At 41.0% G+C, this 18,307-nt stretch carries 15 protein-coding genes and 1 other annotated feature; all 15 genes read right to left on the bottom strand.

The window, feature by feature from the left end:
• Window positions 1-83: 83 nt before the first annotated feature.
• Window positions 84-593 (bottom strand): GNAT family N-acetyltransferase, encoded by a 510-nt coding sequence (locus tag NMM13_RS06645; RefSeq protein ID WP_254728195.1) that lies wholly within the window; start codon window positions 591-593, stop codon window positions 84-86.
• 131 nt (window positions 594-724) lie between these two features.
• Complete coding sequence (locus NMM13_RS06650; protein WP_254728197.1) at window positions 725-2,734, bottom strand: right-handed parallel beta-helix repeat-containing protein; 2,010 nt, start codon at window positions 2,732-2,734, stop codon at window positions 725-727.
• Window positions 2,735-2,924: 190 nt separating this feature from the next.
• Complete coding sequence (locus tag NMM13_RS06655) at window positions 2,925-4,703, bottom strand: ABC transporter ATP-binding protein (RefSeq protein ID WP_070673966.1); 1,779 nt, start codon at window positions 4,701-4,703, stop codon at window positions 2,925-2,927.
• A gap of 13 nt (window positions 4,704-4,716) precedes the next feature.
• Window positions 4,717-6,453 carry an ABC transporter ATP-binding protein gene (locus NMM13_RS06660; RefSeq protein ID WP_254728199.1) on the bottom strand — a complete coding sequence of 579 codons (1,737 nt, stop codon included), beginning with the start codon at window positions 6,451-6,453 and terminating at the stop codon, window positions 4,717-4,719.
• A 177-nt stretch (window positions 6,454-6,630) separates the two neighbouring features.
• Entirely contained in the window at window positions 6,631-7,080 is a 450-nt protein-coding gene (locus tag NMM13_RS06665; protein WP_003007430.1) for a hypothetical protein, read from the bottom strand.
• A 108-nt stretch (window positions 7,081-7,188) separates the two neighbouring features.
• On the bottom strand, window positions 7,189-7,641 hold the full coding sequence (locus tag NMM13_RS06670; protein WP_003007432.1) for a hypothetical protein: 453 nt from the start codon (window positions 7,639-7,641) through the stop codon (window positions 7,189-7,191).
• A 149-nt stretch (window positions 7,642-7,790) separates the two neighbouring features.
• Window positions 7,791-8,234, bottom strand: coding sequence for a hypothetical protein (locus tag NMM13_RS06675; RefSeq protein ID WP_150906144.1), 444 nt, complete (start codon window positions 8,232-8,234; stop codon window positions 7,791-7,793).
• A gap of 159 nt (window positions 8,235-8,393) precedes the next feature.
• Complete coding sequence (rplL, locus tag NMM13_RS06680) at window positions 8,394-8,762, bottom strand: 50S ribosomal protein L7/L12 (protein WP_003001622.1); 369 nt, start codon at window positions 8,760-8,762, stop codon at window positions 8,394-8,396.
• 75 nt (window positions 8,763-8,837) lie between these two features.
• A complete protein-coding gene (gene rplJ, locus NMM13_RS06685; protein ID WP_003001722.1) occupies window positions 8,838-9,338 on the bottom strand; it encodes a 50S ribosomal protein L10 in 501 nt (166 codons plus the stop codon).
• Between the two features lie 38 nt (window positions 9,339-9,376).
• Window positions 9,377-9,511, bottom strand: a sequence feature (ribosomal protein L10 leader region).
• Between the two features lie 61 nt (window positions 9,512-9,572).
• Entirely contained in the window at window positions 9,573-10,370 is a 798-nt protein-coding gene (locus tag NMM13_RS06690) for a formate/nitrite transporter family protein (RefSeq protein ID WP_254728201.1), read from the bottom strand.
• A gap of 156 nt (window positions 10,371-10,526) precedes the next feature.
• Window positions 10,527-11,231, bottom strand: coding sequence for a glucosaminidase domain-containing protein (locus NMM13_RS06695; RefSeq protein WP_254728203.1), 705 nt, complete (start codon window positions 11,229-11,231; stop codon window positions 10,527-10,529).
• Between the two features lie 149 nt (window positions 11,232-11,380).
• Window positions 11,381-11,983, bottom strand: coding sequence for a ribosome biogenesis GTP-binding protein YihA/YsxC (gene yihA / locus NMM13_RS06700; RefSeq protein ID WP_070662235.1), 603 nt, complete (start codon window positions 11,981-11,983; stop codon window positions 11,381-11,383).
• An 11-nt stretch (window positions 11,984-11,994) separates the two neighbouring features.
• Window positions 11,995-13,227, bottom strand: coding sequence for an ATP-dependent Clp protease ATP-binding subunit ClpX (gene clpX / locus NMM13_RS06705; RefSeq protein WP_254728205.1), 1,233 nt, complete (start codon window positions 13,225-13,227; stop codon window positions 11,995-11,997).
• A 208-nt stretch (window positions 13,228-13,435) separates the two neighbouring features.
• Window positions 13,436-13,945 (bottom strand): dihydrofolate reductase, encoded by a 510-nt coding sequence (locus NMM13_RS06710; RefSeq protein WP_254728207.1) that lies wholly within the window; start codon window positions 13,943-13,945, stop codon window positions 13,436-13,438.
• A gap of 147 nt (window positions 13,946-14,092) precedes the next feature.
• Window positions 14,093-18,307, bottom strand: a 4,215-nt coding sequence (locus NMM13_RS06715; RefSeq protein ID WP_254734713.1) for an LPXTG cell wall anchor domain-containing protein, incomplete at its 5' end; no start/stop codon positions are given.

An 18,307-nucleotide genomic window follows, 5' to 3' on the forward strand; every position in this document is an offset into this window, starting at 1 on the left:
AAAAACATCTTCTATGCTGAATAATTTATGGATTGTTTCAAGTGATATGGAGCTTTCATTTAGCTACTACTCCTTAACAGCTCTTACTTGATTTTTCTCACCGGCCCTTCGATCGTCTTTTGCATCCAGACGATATCATGCCATTTGTTAAACTTATAGCCAATTTTTGGGAAGTGAGCGACTTGAACATAGCCCCGCTTTTCATGCATGGAAATGCTCGCTTCGTTCGGAACTGCGATACAAGCCAGAAAGCGTAAGTAGCCACGTGCTTGCAACTCCTCTTCTAAGGCCGTATAAAGGGCCGATCCAATCCCTTGTCCACGCGCTTCTTTTGCTAGATAAATAGACAATTCAGTGGTCCAATCATAGGCAGCGCGTGCATAATAGGTCGAAGCATAGGCATACCCAACAACTTTCTCATCCACTTCTGCGACCAAATAAGGAAATTGAGTCAGCGTTTTTGTGATGCGGCTTTCAAATTCCTGGACAGTCGGTACATCAACCTCAAAGGTAATGGCTGTCTCTGTCACATAAGGTTGGTAAATCGCTCGGATAGCTGCTGCATCGCTGAGCTGAACGGGTCGAATCATCATGGTGGCCTCCTCATTAGATTATACCTAGTATACCGATATGCCTCCTCACTGTCAATGAAAGTCTAGCAGCAAGCAAAAAAATCCTGGAATTCTATCCAGGATTTCCATCCTTCTTAAACCGTTTGACTTAATCACAACATCCGGTAAAGGAATAAAGCACTCGGAGCTTTCAAAAAGCTCTTTTGCTTGGAATTTGTTGCTTTTAGCACATAGTTAGGTTTGACTGTTTTGGTGACTGTCTTTGCTTGTTTAAGATTCAGACCAGTTTGTTTTTTAGACGGTTGAACTTTCGATGGTTGAAGGGAAGCCTTCACTGCGCCTGCTTGAAGGGTTTTTTCTTTCACCTTCAAGGCTTGTACAACTGGTTTTGAAGCAGGAGCAGATAGTCCTGCTTGAGCTGAATGAGAGAGTTGACTCATGGTTTGATTGTTTCTGACTTCGACATGGTTTAGGATGCCTCCATTTGGATTGAGGTGATCGGTCACACCTGTATCAAATGGCGCTACAAATACATTGTCCTCAATGGTGACATTTTTAATATCTCCATAGCGCGTTTCAACATCAATCGATCCACGATGCTTGTTGTAGATATCGCTCTTCGTTCCTGTACGCTCCAAGAGATTGTGGTGAACCCGAATTCCTTCTTCATTCAGATCAAAGTTATGGCCTTTAAAGACAGTCGTCAAGCGAATTCCGGCATCACCGATATTGTCTTTAATCCGATTGTAGGCGATCTCATGGCCTTTCCCACCAAAGATTCCAATACCCCCAGCGCGCCAACCGAGCTCAATTGTATTGTGCAGGAATTTATTATTTTCTGCTACTGCCGATTCTGTTCCATCCGCAATACTTGACCAGCTGGCTAGTCCGTCATCTCCATTTCCACGGATACTAGAATTGCAGACAATCGAATTCTTAGTCCCTTGGGCAAAGTTGACTCCGTCAGCCAGGTTATTGCGCAAACGGACATTTTCTACTACTAGACCATCTGTGTACTTCATATCATTTTTTCCAGCATAATCGCCAATCCACATGCCGACTTCAAAGTGTTCGGCCCAAATATCGTGAATATGAGAGTTCTTCCCTGGCGTTCCAGAAATGGCCTTGTACTGAGCATTTTCACCATAGCGTGAACGAAGGTTGGAGGACAGATAGACATCGCTAAATTCAACATGGTTGTCTTGGTGAAGGAAGTCAAATCCACCGCCACCAGCTTGGTCGCTAGTGAAATTCAGTTGGGTATGCCAGATACCGGCCCCTGAAATCTTCATATCAGAAGCATCGATACCGACTTTTCGATTGAGATTAAATCGCCCGGCTGGGATATAGACATTCTTTCCGGTTTGTTTAGCTTCATAAATCGCATCATAGAGGGCCTGGCTGTCATCAGTATCGTCGTTTGGCGTAGCTCCTTTAGAAACAATATTGATAGCATTATCCCCTTGAGCAATCGGGTCTGGAGCTTGCTCATATTCCACAAAGTCAAGACCATAATGGACGTCATCTGACCTGTTTTTTACGAGTGAAACCACATCTCCTTTTTGAAGTTGAATGCCTGGAAGCAGGCTATGCACTTCGTCAAATTGGAAGCGGGCACGTGTATCAGCCTGTGCACTATCGTGTACACCTTTGTCATTCAAATACTGCCAGTTAGATGAGGACGAAAGATCCAATTGTTGAACACTATGACCATTCACCTGTACATCGAGTTGTCCACTTGCGCCATCTGGTACCGTGTAGCGTACGGTTAAAGCATTGGCTGGTTCATTGACCTTAAAGGAAACACCATCTCCCTTTTCTTTTAAAGCGACATAAGTCTGATCAGAAGCTTCAATAGCTGTTGAGTGACTGTCTTGAGACTGCTCTACCTCTGCCTTTCCAAGGAGGTTTCCTTTGTCTGCTTCATAACGGGTGTAAGGCATAGATGCTCCATATTGGCTGGTATCTACTTGAGAGCTTGCGGGATCAGAAGTTGTCGCTTCTTGCCCTTGTGTTTGGACTTGTGCTTGCTCTCCAACTTGATCAGCTGCCACAGATTTTCCAGTCAAAAAACAAGCCCCCATGATCGTAATTACGACAGAAAAGACTCCAAGCTTAGACTTGCGAATGCCAAAAATGATATCTTTGTTTAAATGATACATCACATATTTCTCCTTTTATTTTTTACAACGATTCTATCCTAATAAAAATTATCATGACAAACAAGGTGAATTGTGTGAATATTCTGTATCAATTTGTTGCAGAAATGTTAACCTTTTTATGTAGTAATATAAGAAAGCAAGAAAAAAGAGGATGAGAATGCTATCTCAAACCTCTTTCGATTAAAGGAACTTATTCCGCTTTTTTATTTGAAAATTGGCTATTGTAGAGCTCATAGTAGAATCCTTTGTCTGCCAACAAGGATTGGTGATTTCCTTGCTCGATGATTTGGCCATCTTTGAGGACAAGGATTTTATCTGCTTCTTGAATGGTAGACAGGCGGTGAGCAATGACAAAGCTAGTCCGCCCTTTCATCAAATTCTTCATGGCTTTTTGAATCAAGAGTTCTAAACGCGTATCGACAGAAGACGTCGCTTCATCCAAAATCAAGATTTTAGGATCCGCCAGGAGCGCACGCGCAATGGTTAGGAGTTGCTTTTGCCCTAGAGAAATATTGCTAGACTCCTGGTTCATTTCCATATTGTAACCACCAGGGAGTGTCCGGATAAAGTGATCGACATTGGCTGCCTTTGCAGCTTCCACAATTTCTTCATCCGTTGCCTCGAGATTACCAAAGCGAAGGTTTTCTTTGATGGTTCCTTCATATAACCAAGCATCCTGCAATACCATTCCAAATTGCTTGCGGTAATCTTGGCGAGATAGATGACGAATATCATGACCATCCACCGTAATCGATCCTGCAGTCACATCGTAAAAGCGCATGAGCAGATTAATCAGAGTTGTTTTCCCTGCTCCAGTTGGTCCGACAATGGCCACCATTTCACCTGGTTTGACTTCTAGGTTGAAATCACGGATCAAGGGTTTGTCTGCTACATATTGGAAATCCACGTTTTTAAAGCTGACTTGCCCTGTCAAATCTCCAGAGAGGGTTTCTGTCACATCTGCTACTTCATCTGGTTCATCCATGACTTGGAAAATCCGGTCTAGAGACGATTTGGCACTTTGTAGCTGTCCTGCCAATTGGGTTAAGTTTTGAATCGGTTGGTTGATCTGCCAAACATATTGAACGAAGGCCTGCATATTCCCGACAGTCAAACGACCTGCTATCACTTGCAAGCCACCAAACAAAGCGATAATGAGATAAGTCAAATCTGAAATCCCATTTAAAATCGGCATCATTAAGCCGGAAATGAAATTAGCCTTGAATCCTACCTTTTGAAGGTGATGGGTAATATCATGAAACTCTTCCTGGGAAGATTTTTCCCGGACATAGAGCTTAAGGACATTAAAACCTGTTAAATTTTCTTGCACAAAGCCGTTCATTGCTCCCAAAACATCGGCCTGCTCTTTAAAGTAAGGCTGAGATTTTTTCATGATAAATCGAGCACTGAAATAAGTGATCGGAATGGACAAGATGACTACTAGCCCCAGCTGGATGTTTAAGTATAAGACCATGCTGATGACAAAGAGCAAGGTAAAGATGGCGTTGACGATTTGTAAGAAGGACTGTTGCAAGGCATTCGAGACGGTTTCGACATCGCTAGTAAAACGTCCTAGTAAATCTCCGAACTGATGCCGGTCAAAATAAGAAACGGGAATGTGATTGATTTTATGGGACAAATCATTTCGCATGTCCTGAACGGTCTTTTGAACAGCATTGGTCATGAAATAGTTGGAATAATAAGATCCCAACTCATAGAGGACCCCACGGAATAGATAGAGCGTCATAATGATCGCAATATAGGAGGTATTAAGACCAGCTCCTGCAAGGCCTTTTGCCATATCCATGAGATTTTTTGTCAACTCAGTAATGGCAAGCCCCAAAACAAAAGGTTCGACAACACTCATGACGACACTCAGGATTTTTAAAAAAATGGACAAGCAAACTTCCAAGCGATAGGCTCTCAAGTAAGTCCATAGTCTACTAAAACTGTTTTGTTCTTGTTTCATCTGCTTCTCCTTTCTATTCCTCTGTTAATGATGGACTATCGAGCTGCGAATTGGCAATTTCACGATAGATCTCATTGCTTTCCATCAATTCATCGTGAGTTCCTCGACCAACGATTTCCCCTTGGTCCAAGACAATAATTTGATCCGCATCCATAATGGTTCCCACGCGTTGCGCTACGATCAAGACGGTCGCATCTCCTGTGACTTCTTTGAGACGCTTCCGCAAAGTGGCATCCGTCTTGTAGTCTAAGGCAGAGAAGGAATCATCAAAAATAAAGACATCTGGATCTTTGACAACGGCACGAGCGATGGATAAGCGTTGTTTTTGACCACCTGAAAGGTTGCTACCACCTTCTGCCAAATGGGTATCAAAGCGTTCCTCACGACTGTCGATAAATTCCTTGGCTTGGGAAATTTCAGCCGCTTGTTCTAGCTCTTGTACAGAGGCATCTTCTTTCCCATAACGAAGGTTCTCAGCAATGGTTCCTGTAAAGAGCAAGGCCTTTTGCGGAATAAAACCAATCTTTTGGCGAAGGGCTTTCAGATTGTAGTCACGGACATCCACGCCATCCACCAAAATTTTCCCAAGCGTTACATCATAGAATCGAGGAATCAACTGCACAAGTGAAGATTTCCCAGAACCGGTCGAACCGATAAAGGCAATCGTTTCGCCAGGTTTGGCTTGAAAGGAAATGTTGTGAAGAACTGGACTCTCCGTCTCACCTGGATAGGCAAAGGTGACATTGTCAAATTCCAAATAGCCACGAGACGTTGTTTCTGTTACACCATTCTCATTTGGATCGATCGAAATGGGCATGTCCATGATTTCCTTGAGCCGACGGCTAGAAACCGCAGTCCGAGGATACATGGTAAAGAGATTGGCTAAAAAGAGGAAAGATAAGAGCGCGTGGAAGCTATACTCAATAAAAGCAACCAGATCCCCAATTTTCAAACTACCGTCATGAAGAGGATCCAAAGCAAACCAGACAATCGCCACAATCATAGCAATGATGATCTGCACAAATAAGGGCTCTGTCAAACCAGTTAGTTTGAACAATTTATTCGAGTTTTCTGCGTAGACTGCATTTTCAGCCGCAAATTTCTCTTCCTGGAATTCTTCACGGGCAAAGGCACGAATCACACGAAGTCCAGTCAAATTTTCACGTGCAAATTGATTAAGATGGTCCAGGGTCTTTTGTTGCTTCTCGGAAAGTGGACGTGTCTTAACTGCTACATACCAGACGACGACAGCAAGAAATGGTACTGATACCGCTACAATCCACGCTAAAGAAGGACTAGTTGTCAGAATCAAGAGAACACTGGAAACCATCATCAAGGGTGTGATGACCCCCATCTTCAACATAGAATCCGCAAACTGCATCAAAACAAAGGCATCCGAAGTCAAACGAGTGACCAATGACGATACCCCGATTTGCTCATACTCGTGATGCGAGTACTCCTGTAACTTAGCATAGAGGTCATTGCGCATATCTCGGACCATGGTGGTCGTTAGCTGGCCAACCGCGTAAGACAAGATAATCCGCCCCACAATCCCAAGCAAAATGATCGCAAACATGACCCAGCCCCAGAAATATAGCCGATCCACATCACGCGGGTTAATCCCCTCATCAATCATGCGAGCTAGAATCGTTGGCAAGCCCAAATTGACAATAACAAACAGGACCGCTGAAAATAGATTCAGGGCTAGCCACTTGGGATACTTTTTCAAGTAAGACCAAATATATAGCATAGATGATTCTCCTTTTTCATAAATAATAACCTTGATCACACAGAAAAGAGGGAGCGAGACGAAATCATTTTCAAAGAAAATCATTCCTGCCCCAGTCCCATCTGTAGTCTCATTTATTATATCAAACCAGTCATAAAAGTAAAGCAAAAAAGCAGGTTTCCCCGCTCTTCAGTCGCTTTATTTTGTACGTTTGAGTTTAGCGTTTTTAAGAATCATAAGATCCCCTTGGTTGCTATTACTTAACTTAGAAAGATCAAATGTCAAATAGTCACCATCGACCTTATATGTAATCTTTTCTCCACTACCATCATTTGACGAGATTGTTTTCTCTTTTTGATTGATTTTGACATCATAAGATCGCTCATTCTTTTGACCAGCGACTTCACCCGCGATGCTGAGGGTTCCTTTAGAATCTTTGATCTTAATAGAAACTTCAAAATTAATAACGTCTCCAATAGACTCTAATTGACTACCTGATAAGCCCTGCTCTTCAAGAATCTTCTTGAGTTCAGTTTTTGTTGGTTTGTAGACATAAGTCCCATTATCACTTTTGGCACCACATGCCACCAAGAGGACTGCTGCAAAAACTGCAACGAAAGCTAAAAGAATACGTTTAATATTTTTCATAATCAATCTCCTAATGTATTTTATAATGAGATTTTACCACTATTTTCATACTGATTCAAGATATTTTAAAGAAGAAAAAGAGCAGATCCCCTCTGCCCTTCTCTTGTATTATTTTGTACGTTTGAATTTAGCGTTTTTGAACATTTCCAAAGCGGCTTCATGACCTGAACTCTTTTCACCAGATAAATCAAAAGTGAACACATCGCCTGAAACTTTGTATTTAACCTTCTCACCTTCACCTGTTTTAGATTGAAGAGTTTTCTTTTGTTGGTCAACTTTCATATCAAATGATTGGTCAGTCTTTTGTCCCATCATTTCACCTTTAATTTTAAGGCTACCTGTTTTGTCTTTAATGGTCACTGAAACTTCCAATTTAACATTGTCGATCAATGCATCTACACTTGAACTTGGAGCACCTTGTTCTTCAAGGATTTCCTTCACTTCAGTTTTTGATGGTTTGTAGACATAAGTCCCGTTATCACTTTTGGCACCACATGCCACCAAGAGGACTGCTGCAAAAACAGCTACTACAGCTAAAAGAATACGTTTAAAGTTTTTCATAACTTCTCCTTTTTAGTTAGATTCACCCTATTATATCAACAATTCAGACACACGGCAATGAAATATTACAAATGTAATACTCTTGTAATATATTTATCAACTAATATGTAACGATTAAATAGGCAGGATCCGTACCTACCTTCGCTAAATTATTTAACTTTTTTAAACTTAGCCATTTTTATAAAGTTTATAAAAATATCAGAACCACTCGAGTTTGATTCTTTCACATCCATAAAGGTTAGCATATGATTAGAAATTTTATACGACATCTTTGTCCCACTGTCATCATTCTTCATTACAAATATTTTGTGTTTTTGGTCAACCTTAAAATCATAGGATTGATTGGTATTTTGAACATTTGATTTTATTTGAACCTTCATAACGCCTTCTTTGTCCTTAATGATAATCGAAACCCTAAATTTATAATCATCTGTAATGATATAAGCAAGTTGACTTGGTAGCATCTCCCTCACTTCTTCTGTTGAGGGTTCGAATACATAAGTCCCATTATCACTTTTTAGACCACAGGCTACCAAGAGGACTGCTGCAAAAACTGCAACTAAAGCCAAAAGAAGCTGTTTAAAATTTTTCATACCTTCTCCTTGTTTCAACGAATATCCCTATTATAGCAATAATTTTTTCGTATCTCAATGAAAGATTAGATAATACAGGGCTTGTAAAAGTCACAAAAGAAAGAATGCACGAAAAAACCAAGGCCTAAACCTCGGTTTTCATTTTGATTGGAAACTCTATTATTTAAGAGTAACTGAAGCTCCAGCTTCTTCCAATTTACCTTTGATTTCTTCAGCTTCAGCTGCAGCAACACCTTCTTTGATGACACCAGGTGCACCATCAACAAGTTCTTTAGCTTCTTTAAGACCAAGACCAGTGATTTCACGTACAACTTTGATAACGCCGACTTTCTTGTCGCCTGCAGATGTCAATTCGATATCGAATGAATCTTTAGCAGCACCTGCGTCAGCAGCACCAGCTGCAGCAACAGCTACAGGAGCAGCTGCAGTTACACCAAATTCTTCTTCGATAGCTTTTACAAGGTCGTTCAATTCAAGGATTGAAGCTTCTTTAATTTCAGCAATAATGTTTTCAATGTTCAATGCCATTGTTATTTCCTCCAAATAAGTTTTAATTTTATGTTTTTATTTTTTTGTAGCTAGGCTACGCTGCGTAGCTTAAGATTAAGCTGCGTCTTCTTTGTTGTCTGCAACCGCTTTGACTGCAAGAGCAACGTTGCGCACTGGCGCTTGAAGTACAGAAAGGAGCATAGAAAGAAGTCCTTCGCGGTTTGGAAGAGTTGCAAGTGCAAGAATCTCTTCTTTAGATGCGACAGCGCCTTCGATTGCACCACCTTTGATTTCAAGTGCTTCAGCGTCTTTTGCAAAATCGTTCAAGATTTTCGCAGGTGCGATAACATCTTCGTTAGAAAATGCTACTGCAGAAGGTCCAACGAATACAGATGCAAGATCTTCAAGACCAGCTTTTTCAGCTGCACGACGCAAGATTGAGTTTTTGATAACTTTAAACTCAACTTCGCTTCCGCGAAGGTTGCGACGGAGAACTGTATCTTGCTCAACTGTCAAACCGCGAGAATCTACAACGACGATTGATGCAGCAGCTTTCATTTTTTCAGCTACTACGTCAACAAGTTCCGCTTTTTTAGCAATAATTGCTTCACTCATTAGTGTGTTCACCTCCGTAATTATTTTGCTTGGGGAATTTTTCCAAAAGAAAAACGCGCCCAAACCTAGACACGAAAGTACAATACGCTTCTTTTAATTGATACGTTTTGTCCTCGGTAGGATCTTTATGAGTCGAGCTCCCCTACTGTCTTAGGCAGTTTTTTCAAACCGTAGATTAGTTTATCACATATAAAAAAAGAATGCAAGTACTTTTGCAAACTTTTTTTATATTTTTTAATCGTTGTAGAGACTCTTGATATTATTCAACCAAGCATAGGCTAGTCCCATTAGGACTCCTCCTCCTACCCAGTTGGCAAAGAAGGTTACGCTATAGTGACGTAAAATATTTAAAAACTCAAAATGTGGCAATTGGCTAGAAACTGAATTAAAGCTCAATAATGAGAAGGAAGCAAAGTTTGCAGCCAAGTGTTCATTGGTCATAAAGACAAACATATAAATAGCAGAGAGGGCTAAGAGCACCTTCGCTGTTTCATCTTTGAAATATAAATAAGAAAGAATAGCAATATTTACAAAGATATTGGCAATAACCCCTTCAAAGAAAACCACTTGATTGCTTCGTTGGAGTTTATTTTCTGCCACCGTAGCTAGGAATCCTTTTGGATCGATATGTGCAAAGGCTGTTGTTTGATTGAAAAGAAAAGCGACGATTAAAGCACCAATTAAATTAAAGAAGGTACAATAAAGAAGAATTTCCAGCGCTTTCTTCCAATGAATTTTCTTTAGATAGGTCCCCGCCGTCAAATACATCATATTTGAGGTGGTTAATTCCGCATTTAAGAATAAAAGGTAAACCAAGCCCCAGGCAAAGATGAATGGAAATAGAAAACGACCAGATCCAGGTACAAAGGTATTTAATAAGTCAGCCGCAACTGCTCCGACCGCCGTACTTAAAGTAAGAAATCCTCCAGCAAAAATAGAACGGACTGCATAACGCGTTTTAGATTTCTGATAAAGATCTTCCTTCTTATTACACGCCGCTCCAACTTTTTGAATAAAATTAGATTCAGACATACTATTCTCCTTATATAATGTTTGTGAATAAACTCATTATATCATAGACAAAACGGTTTGAAAAGGTTTTCAGGAAGAATTCTTAAACTCACAATATATACGTTTTAAATCATATTCCATGAAATAATAAAAAACAGGCATCTGCCTGTTTTAGTTTTAATAATTCAAACGGTTCGCCCAAGCGATATCCAAATTCAAAATTTCTTGTGAGGTGAACTGTTGACGATATGGATTGTATACCGAACCTGTAATACCACCTTGAACATTTGGTGAATCATATTGAGTCAAATTATAGGTTTCAATGATATTATTGAGCTTTGCGTAGTAGCTAGTATCTGTCGCATAAACACCTGTCAAAGCAGCTGTTGCGTCTTGATAGCTTGATGTGTTACTCTTCCAAGCACCTGCAAAATGTCCCTGTTTCAAAACTGCTACATAGTCTTGCAATGATTCATAGTAGGATGGGTATGAACGGAAAGCATCATTAATCGTATACGCATTTCCAGCACCATCATCTTCCCAAGTTTGCATCACTGCAGATTGTCCAGCATAACTTCCTTTAATCCCAAAAAGGTTGTAATGTGGATAAGAAGCCAAACCAGACTGTCCTGATCCACTTTCCAGGATCGCTTGTGCAATCATAACGGAAGCATAAAGATCATTCTCTTGACCAAGCTGACGAGCTGACTCACCAATTTGTGAGATGAAAGCTTCAGTTGGGTCTGAGTATGCTTGGTATGTTCCATCATTAGCACCAACTGATGTTATGTGCTCGCTCATAGCAGCAGCAAATGTCCCCACTGCTAATACAGAAACGAACAAACCAAATAATTTCGTTTTATTCCGTATTTTCTTTTTCATAATACAATTTATCTCCAATTAATTTTTTATCATCTTTTATCTTTATAGAGATTATACCATATAAATAGAAGAAAACAAAGCCACTTATATTACACTTCTATTACAATTGCGAGATAAATCCAAAACAAAAATGACATTTTCATGTCATTTCAATTTATTTCGTAAAACGCATTTTCCAAAATAGCATCCCATGACTTCTCTAGTCCTTCCTTGGTTACCGAAGAAAAGACAATGAAAGTATCTGCTGGATCAAAATCTAGTTTTTTCTTAATGATGGATTCATGTTTGTTCCATTTTCCACGTGGAATCTTATCTGCTTTGGTCGCTACTAAGATCACAGGGATCTCATAATATTTTAAGAATTCATACATCTGAACATCATCTGCAGAAGGTTCATGACGAAAATCGACTAGGCTAACGACTGCTTTTAAGTTCTCACGACTGGTGAGGTATTCTTCAATCATCCGTCCCCACTTCTCGCGCTCTTTTTTAGAGACACGTGCATAGCCATAACCAGGTACGTCTACCAAACGGAGTTTATCATCGATATTGAAGAAATTTAGCAATTGGGTTTTTCCTGGTTTACCAGATGTTCTTGCTAGGTTCTTTCGATTTAAGAGAGTATTAATAAAAGAAGACTTGCCGACATTTGATCGACCGGCAAGTGCAACTTCTGGAATCTCATCTTGAGGATAATGACTCTTATTTGCAGCGCTTAAGAGGATATCCGCATTATGTGTGTTAATTTCCATATTTTATCTTTCTAGGCTGTTTCAAGAATTGGTTTTTCAGTTCCATCTACAGCTTCTTTTGTGATTCGAATAAGTTTGACATCTTCTTGACTTGGAATTTCAAACATGACATCCATCATGGTTTCTTCGATAATCGAGCGAAGTCCACGAGCTCCTGTTTTTCTTTCGATAGCTTTATTCGCAATCTCTTGAAGGGCTTCATCATCAAATTCCAATTCAACATTATCATAAGAGAGCAAGGTTTGGTATTGTTTTACCAAGGCATTGCGTGGCTCTTTTAGAATACGGACAAGGTCGTCAACCGTCAATTGCTCAAGAGCCGCAAAGACTGGAAGACGTCCAATCAATTCTGGGATAATACCGAATTTTTGAATGTCTTCTGCTACAATTTCTTGCATGTAAGAGCTGGATTCATCGATGGCTTTATTGTTCTTACCGAAACCGATGACTTTTTCACCAAGACGTTGCTTAACAATTTCTTCGATTCCGTCAAAGGCTCCTCCTACGATGAAGAGAATATTCTTGGTATCCACTTGGATCATCTCTTGTTGAGGGTGTTTACGTCCCCCTTGTGGTGGTACACTAGCAACAGTTCCTTCGATAATTTTCAAGAGAGCTTGTTGCACTCCTTCACCGGAAACGTCACGAGTAATAGAGACATTTTCACTTTTCTTAGCAATCTTATCGATTTCATCGACATAAATAATGCCACGTTCTGCACGCTCAATATTGAAATCTGCTGCCTGAAGAAGTTTTAAGAGAATATTTTCAACGTCTTCACCCACATAACCGGCTTCAGTTAAGGCTGTTGCATCTGCAATAGCAAATGGAACATTCAGGCTACGAGCCAAGGTTTGGGCCAAGAAGGTCTTTCCTGAACCAGTAGGTCCAATCATGAGGATGTTTGATTTTTGCAATTCAACATCCGTCTCATCTTCGCGTGTATCGTGGAAGTTAATGCGTTTGTAGTGGTTGTATACCGCTACTGCAAGGGCACGTTTAGCCCGATCTTGACCGATGACGTAGTGGTTCAAGATATTGAGCAATTCGATTGGTTTTGGAACTTCACTAAGGTCAGCAAGTACTTCTTCAGCAAGCTCCTCGCGGATAATTTCTTGTGCTAACTCTACACATTCATTACAGATAAACGCATTGTTTCCTGCAATGATTTTTTGGACTTCATCTTGACTCTTTCCGCAAAATGAGCAATAAACCATCATATCATTATTTTGATTCGTTGGCATGTATTTCCTCTTTCTGTCATTTTCTGTTTCTGTTTAGTTTAAAATAAGGTCATGTAAAAGGCGTGAATGGAATTCACAAGATTGGTAAAAGCATTTAGTAAGAATAAAATAGCGAGGCCAAACCGTTTTTTACGAAAGGTTTGTAAGGCGCAAATCAAACAGATGACACATAGGACAGCTGTAAAAAAACCAAAGACACTTCGCTCCATTAGTCTAAATCCTTTCTCTTATAATAGTTGACCGTAAAATCATATGGATTTTTCTCATCTTTCAGATGGGGAACTTGACGTACCTTTTCATAACGGTTCTCTTCAAATTTTGGTGCCAATGTATCGCCATCAATCGTTGCATGAATCTTGGTCTGGATCAACTCTTCTAACTGATCAGAGAAAAGCCTTAAAATCTGACTCCCCCCAATAATGTAAAGATTCTTCTCTTGGTTCTGATACCACTCTAAGACTTCTTCTTTGCTATGCATGACGAGTACAGCGTCATTTTCAGGATCGTAGGCTTGATCTTGCGTTAAGATAATGCTAGTCCGACCTGGTAGAACCCGTTTTTTCATACCATCAAAGGTCACTCTTCCCATGAGAATTGCTTGTCCCATGGTTGTTTCTTTGAAATGCTGAAGCTCAGCTGGCAGATGCCAAGGCATGACTTGGTCCTTTCCAATAATGCCATTTTCAGTTTGAGCCCAGATACCAATTATCTTTTTCATTCTCTCATCCTTTACACTGATACTTCTATTTTATCAAATTTTCTTATAAAAGACTGATTTCAACTATCTAGTTTGGAGGATATTTTTTCAAATACAAACAGAAAAAAACCGCGAGATTTTCGCGGTTTTTCTTAGCCATAAGTTAGCTTAGTCTTCTTTTTTGCGTTTTGCAAATCCGAATAATGAGAGACCTGCTAAAGCACTAAAGATTGCAAGACCAGCAGTAGAAGATTCTTTTGTTCCTGTATTTGGAAGTTGTGCAGTAGGATTTTGTGGATCGATATACTTCACTTCTTCTTTCGTTTCTGGAACGACAGGAATCGTTGGCTCTTCTGGTTTTGGTTGTGGAGTAGGTTGTGGTTCTGGTGTAGGCTGTGGTTGTGGCTGTGGAGTAGGTTGTGGCTGTGGTGTCGGAGTTGGATCCGGCGTTGGAGTTGGTGTCACAGTCTTCTTGTAGATATGTTGCGTATTTCCATCTTTATCTACAATAGTCTTCACGAAGTCATAACCTGGGATATCTTTCTTCGGTTGTTCCCCATCTTCTGTAGGGTTACCTGGGATAGGAACACCATTTTCGTCTACGTATGAAGTTGTAACTTTTTCATAGACGTGTTCAGTATCACCATTAGGCAATTTCTTCGTTTCAACAAAGCGGTAACCTGGAATTTCAACTTTTGGTTCTTCTCCATCAACTGTAGGGTATCCTGGGATTTCCTTACCTTCTTTATCAACAAATTTAGTGATTGGAAGGACAGTCGGTGTGTAAGTTGCAGAAGCTTTTGTTCCATTCACATCTTCACGAACCACTGTCACTGCTGGTGCAGTTCCTGTAAATTCAGGTTCTGGTTTGAAGGTTACTGTTCCGTCTGGTGCTACTGTGTAAGTACCAACTCCTGGAATAGTCTTAGTTGTTGAACCATCGTCAAATGTAGCTGGAACATCATCATTCATTGGAACACGGCTATCGCCTTCCTTGAATGTTGGTTTACCAGATTGTTCTTTACCTTTTGGTCCAATAGTTGTAGCTGGTTCTGCTGTTGGTGTTACCGGAGTTACAGTTGGTGTGTACTTAGCTGTAACTGGTGTACCGTTCTTGTCAACACGTTTAACAGTCACGCCTGTTCCTGTTCCTGTGAATGATTTTTCTGGTACGAAGGTAACTGTTCCATCTGGAGCTACTGTGTATGTTCCTTCACCTGGAATAGTCTTAGTTGTTGAACCATCTTCAAAGGTTGCTGGCACATCATCATCCATCGGTACATCTGGGTTACCTGGTGTGAATGTTGGTTTGCCTGTTTGTGTCTTACCTTGGATGTCTGTAGATGTTGCTGGCTCAGCAGTTGGTGTTACTGGTGTTACAGTTGGTGTGTACTTAGCTGTAACTGGTGTACCGTTCTTATCAACACGTTTCACGGTTACGCCTGTACCTGTTCCTGTGAATGATTTTTCTGGTACAAAGGTTACTGTTCCGTCTGCTGCTACTGTGTATGTACCAACACCGTCGACAGTCTTCGTAGTTGATCCATCATCGAAGGTTGCTGGAACATCATCGTTCATTGGCACACGGCTATCACCTTCTGTGAAGGTTGGTTTACCTGTTTGAGTAGCACCTTGTACATCAGTAGATACTGCTGGAGCACCTGTTGGTGTTACAGGGGTTACTGTTGGTGTGTACTTAGCTGTTACTGGTGTACCGTTCTTATCTACACGTTTAACAGTCACGCCTGTACCTGTTCCTGTGAATGATTTTTCTGGTACAAAGGTTACAGTTCCGTTTGGAGCTACAGTGTAAGTTCCTTCTCCTGGAATAACCTTAGTTGTTGAGCCATCTTCAAAGGTTGCTGGTACATCATCATCCATTGGGATTGCAGGGTTACCAGGTGTGAAGCTTGGTGTACCTGTTTGTGTTTGGCCTTGAATGTCTGTAGATGTTGCAGGTTCAGCAGTTGGGACAACTGGAGTGATCTTCGGTGTGTAAGTTGTTTCAGCAACTGTTCCGTTTGTATCTTTAGCTTGAACCTTAACTGGAACGACTTCTCCTGAGTAGGATTTATCAGTTGGTGTGAAGGTTACAACACCTGTTTCTTTATCAACTGTGAAAGTACCGATCACATCACCTGCTGGTGATTTCGCATCTACAGATGCTGCTGGCTGGCCATTTTCATCAAGAAGAGTAATGGTATCCTTGTCGATTGGTGCAACTGAGTCACCTTCAGTGAAGGTAACAGTTCCTGTTTGAACCACACCTTGAGGTGCTTCTGATTCAGCTGGACTTGCTGTTGGTGTTACTGGTGTCACAGTTGGTGTGTACTTAGCAGTAACTGGAGTACCGTTCTTATCGACACGTTTAACCGTTACGCCTGTACCTTCTCCTGTGAATGATTTTTCTGGTACAAAGGTTACAGTTCCATCTGGAGCAACAGTGTAAGTTCCTTCACCTGGAATGGTCTTCGTAGTTGAGCCATCTTCAAATGTTGCAGGAGTATCATCATCCATTGGAACATTTGGATTACCTGGTGTGAAGGTTGGTGTACCTGTTTGCGTTTGACCTTGTTTGTCAGTAGATGTTGTATCTTCTGCAGTTGGTGTTACTGGAGTTACAGTTGGTGTATATGTCGCAGAAGCTTTGGTTCCGTTCATATCTTCACGAACCACTGTTACAGCTGGTGCAGTTCCAACGAATGATTTTTCTGGTACAAAGGTTACTGTACCGTCTGCTGCTACTGTATAAGTACCAACACCATCTACAGTCTTCGTAGTTGAGCCATCATCGAATGTAGCTGGAACGTCATCGTTCATTGGCACACGGCTGTCGCCTTCAGTAAATACAGGCTTACCAGTTTGAGTAGCACCTTGGATGTCTGTAGATGTTGCTGGTTCAGCTGTTGGAGTTACTGGTGTCACAGTTGGTGTGTACTTGGCTGTGATTTCAGTGCCGTTCTTATCCACGCGTTTCACTGTTACGCCTGAAGCAGTTCCAGTGAATGATTTTTCAGGAACGAAAGTTACGGTTCCATCTGGAGAAACAGTGTAAGTTCCTTCACCATCTACTGTCTTAGTGGTTGAACCATCTTCGAAGGTAGCTGGTGTATCTTCATCGATTGGTACATTTGGATTACCTTCTGTGAAGGTTGGTTTACCAGATTGTGTTTGACCTTGAATATCTGTCGATGTAGCATCTTCAGAAGTTGGAACAACCGGAGTAATCTTCGGTGTATAAGTTGTTTCAACTGTAGTTCCATTTGTATCAGCTGCTTGAACCTTAACTGGGACAACATCACCTGAATAAGATTTATCTGTCGGTGTGAAAGTAACTACACCTGTATCTTTATCAACTGTGAAAGTACCAATTTCTTTACCTTCTGATGACTTAGCAACTACAGATGCTGCTGGTTGACCATTTTCATCAAGAAGAGTAACCGAATCCTTGTTAATTGGAGCTACTTCATCACCTTCAGTGAAGGTTACAGTTCCAGTTTGAACAAGACCTTGAGGTCCAGTAGATTCAGCTGGTGTTGCAGTTGGAGTTACTGGAGTTACAGTTGGTGTGTAAGTTGCAGAAGCTTTTGTTCCGTTCTTATCTTCACGAACAACTGTTACGGCTGGTGCTTTACCTGTGAATGATTTTTCAGGAACAAAGGTTACAGTTCCGTCGGCTGCTACTGTGTAAGTACCAACACCATCTACTGTCTTGGTAGTTGAGCCATCGTCGAAAGTAGCTGGAACGTCATCGTTCATTGGTACTCGGCTGTCGCCTTCAGTAAATACAGGCTTACCTGTTTGAGTTTGACCTTGCTTACCTGTTGTTTCAACTGGTGTCGCTGTCGGTGTGACAGGAGTTACAGTTGGTGTATAAGTTGCAGAAGCTTTTGTTCCGTTCTTATCTTCGCGAACAACCGTCACTGCTGGAGCAGTACCAGTAAATGATTTCTCAGGTACGAATGTCACTGTTCCGTCTGCTGCTACTGTGTAAGTACCAACGCCGTCAACAGTCTTCGTAGTTGAGCCATCGTCAAATGTGGCTGGAACATCATCGTTCATTGGCACGCGGCTATCGCCTTCAGTAAATACAGGCTTACCTGTTTGTGTAGCACCTTGAATATCAGTTGTTTCAACTGGTTTCGCAGTCGGTGTTACTGGAGTTACAGTTGGTGTGTACGTTGCAGACGCCTTAGTTCCGTTCTTATCTTCACGAACAACCGTTACGGCTGGTGCTTTACCTGTGAATGATTTCTCAGGAACAAATGTAACTGTACCGTCTGCTGCTACTGTGTAAGTACCAACGCCTTCTACTGTCTTAGTTGTTGAGCCATCGTCAAATGTTGCTGGAACATCTTCGTTGATTTCAACAGTCTTCTCAAC

Origin of the sequence: Streptococcus sp. CF8_St5-11 (assembly GCF_024295625.1) — a bacterium.
Lineage (GTDB): Bacteria > Bacillota > Bacilli > Lactobacillales > Streptococcaceae > Streptococcus.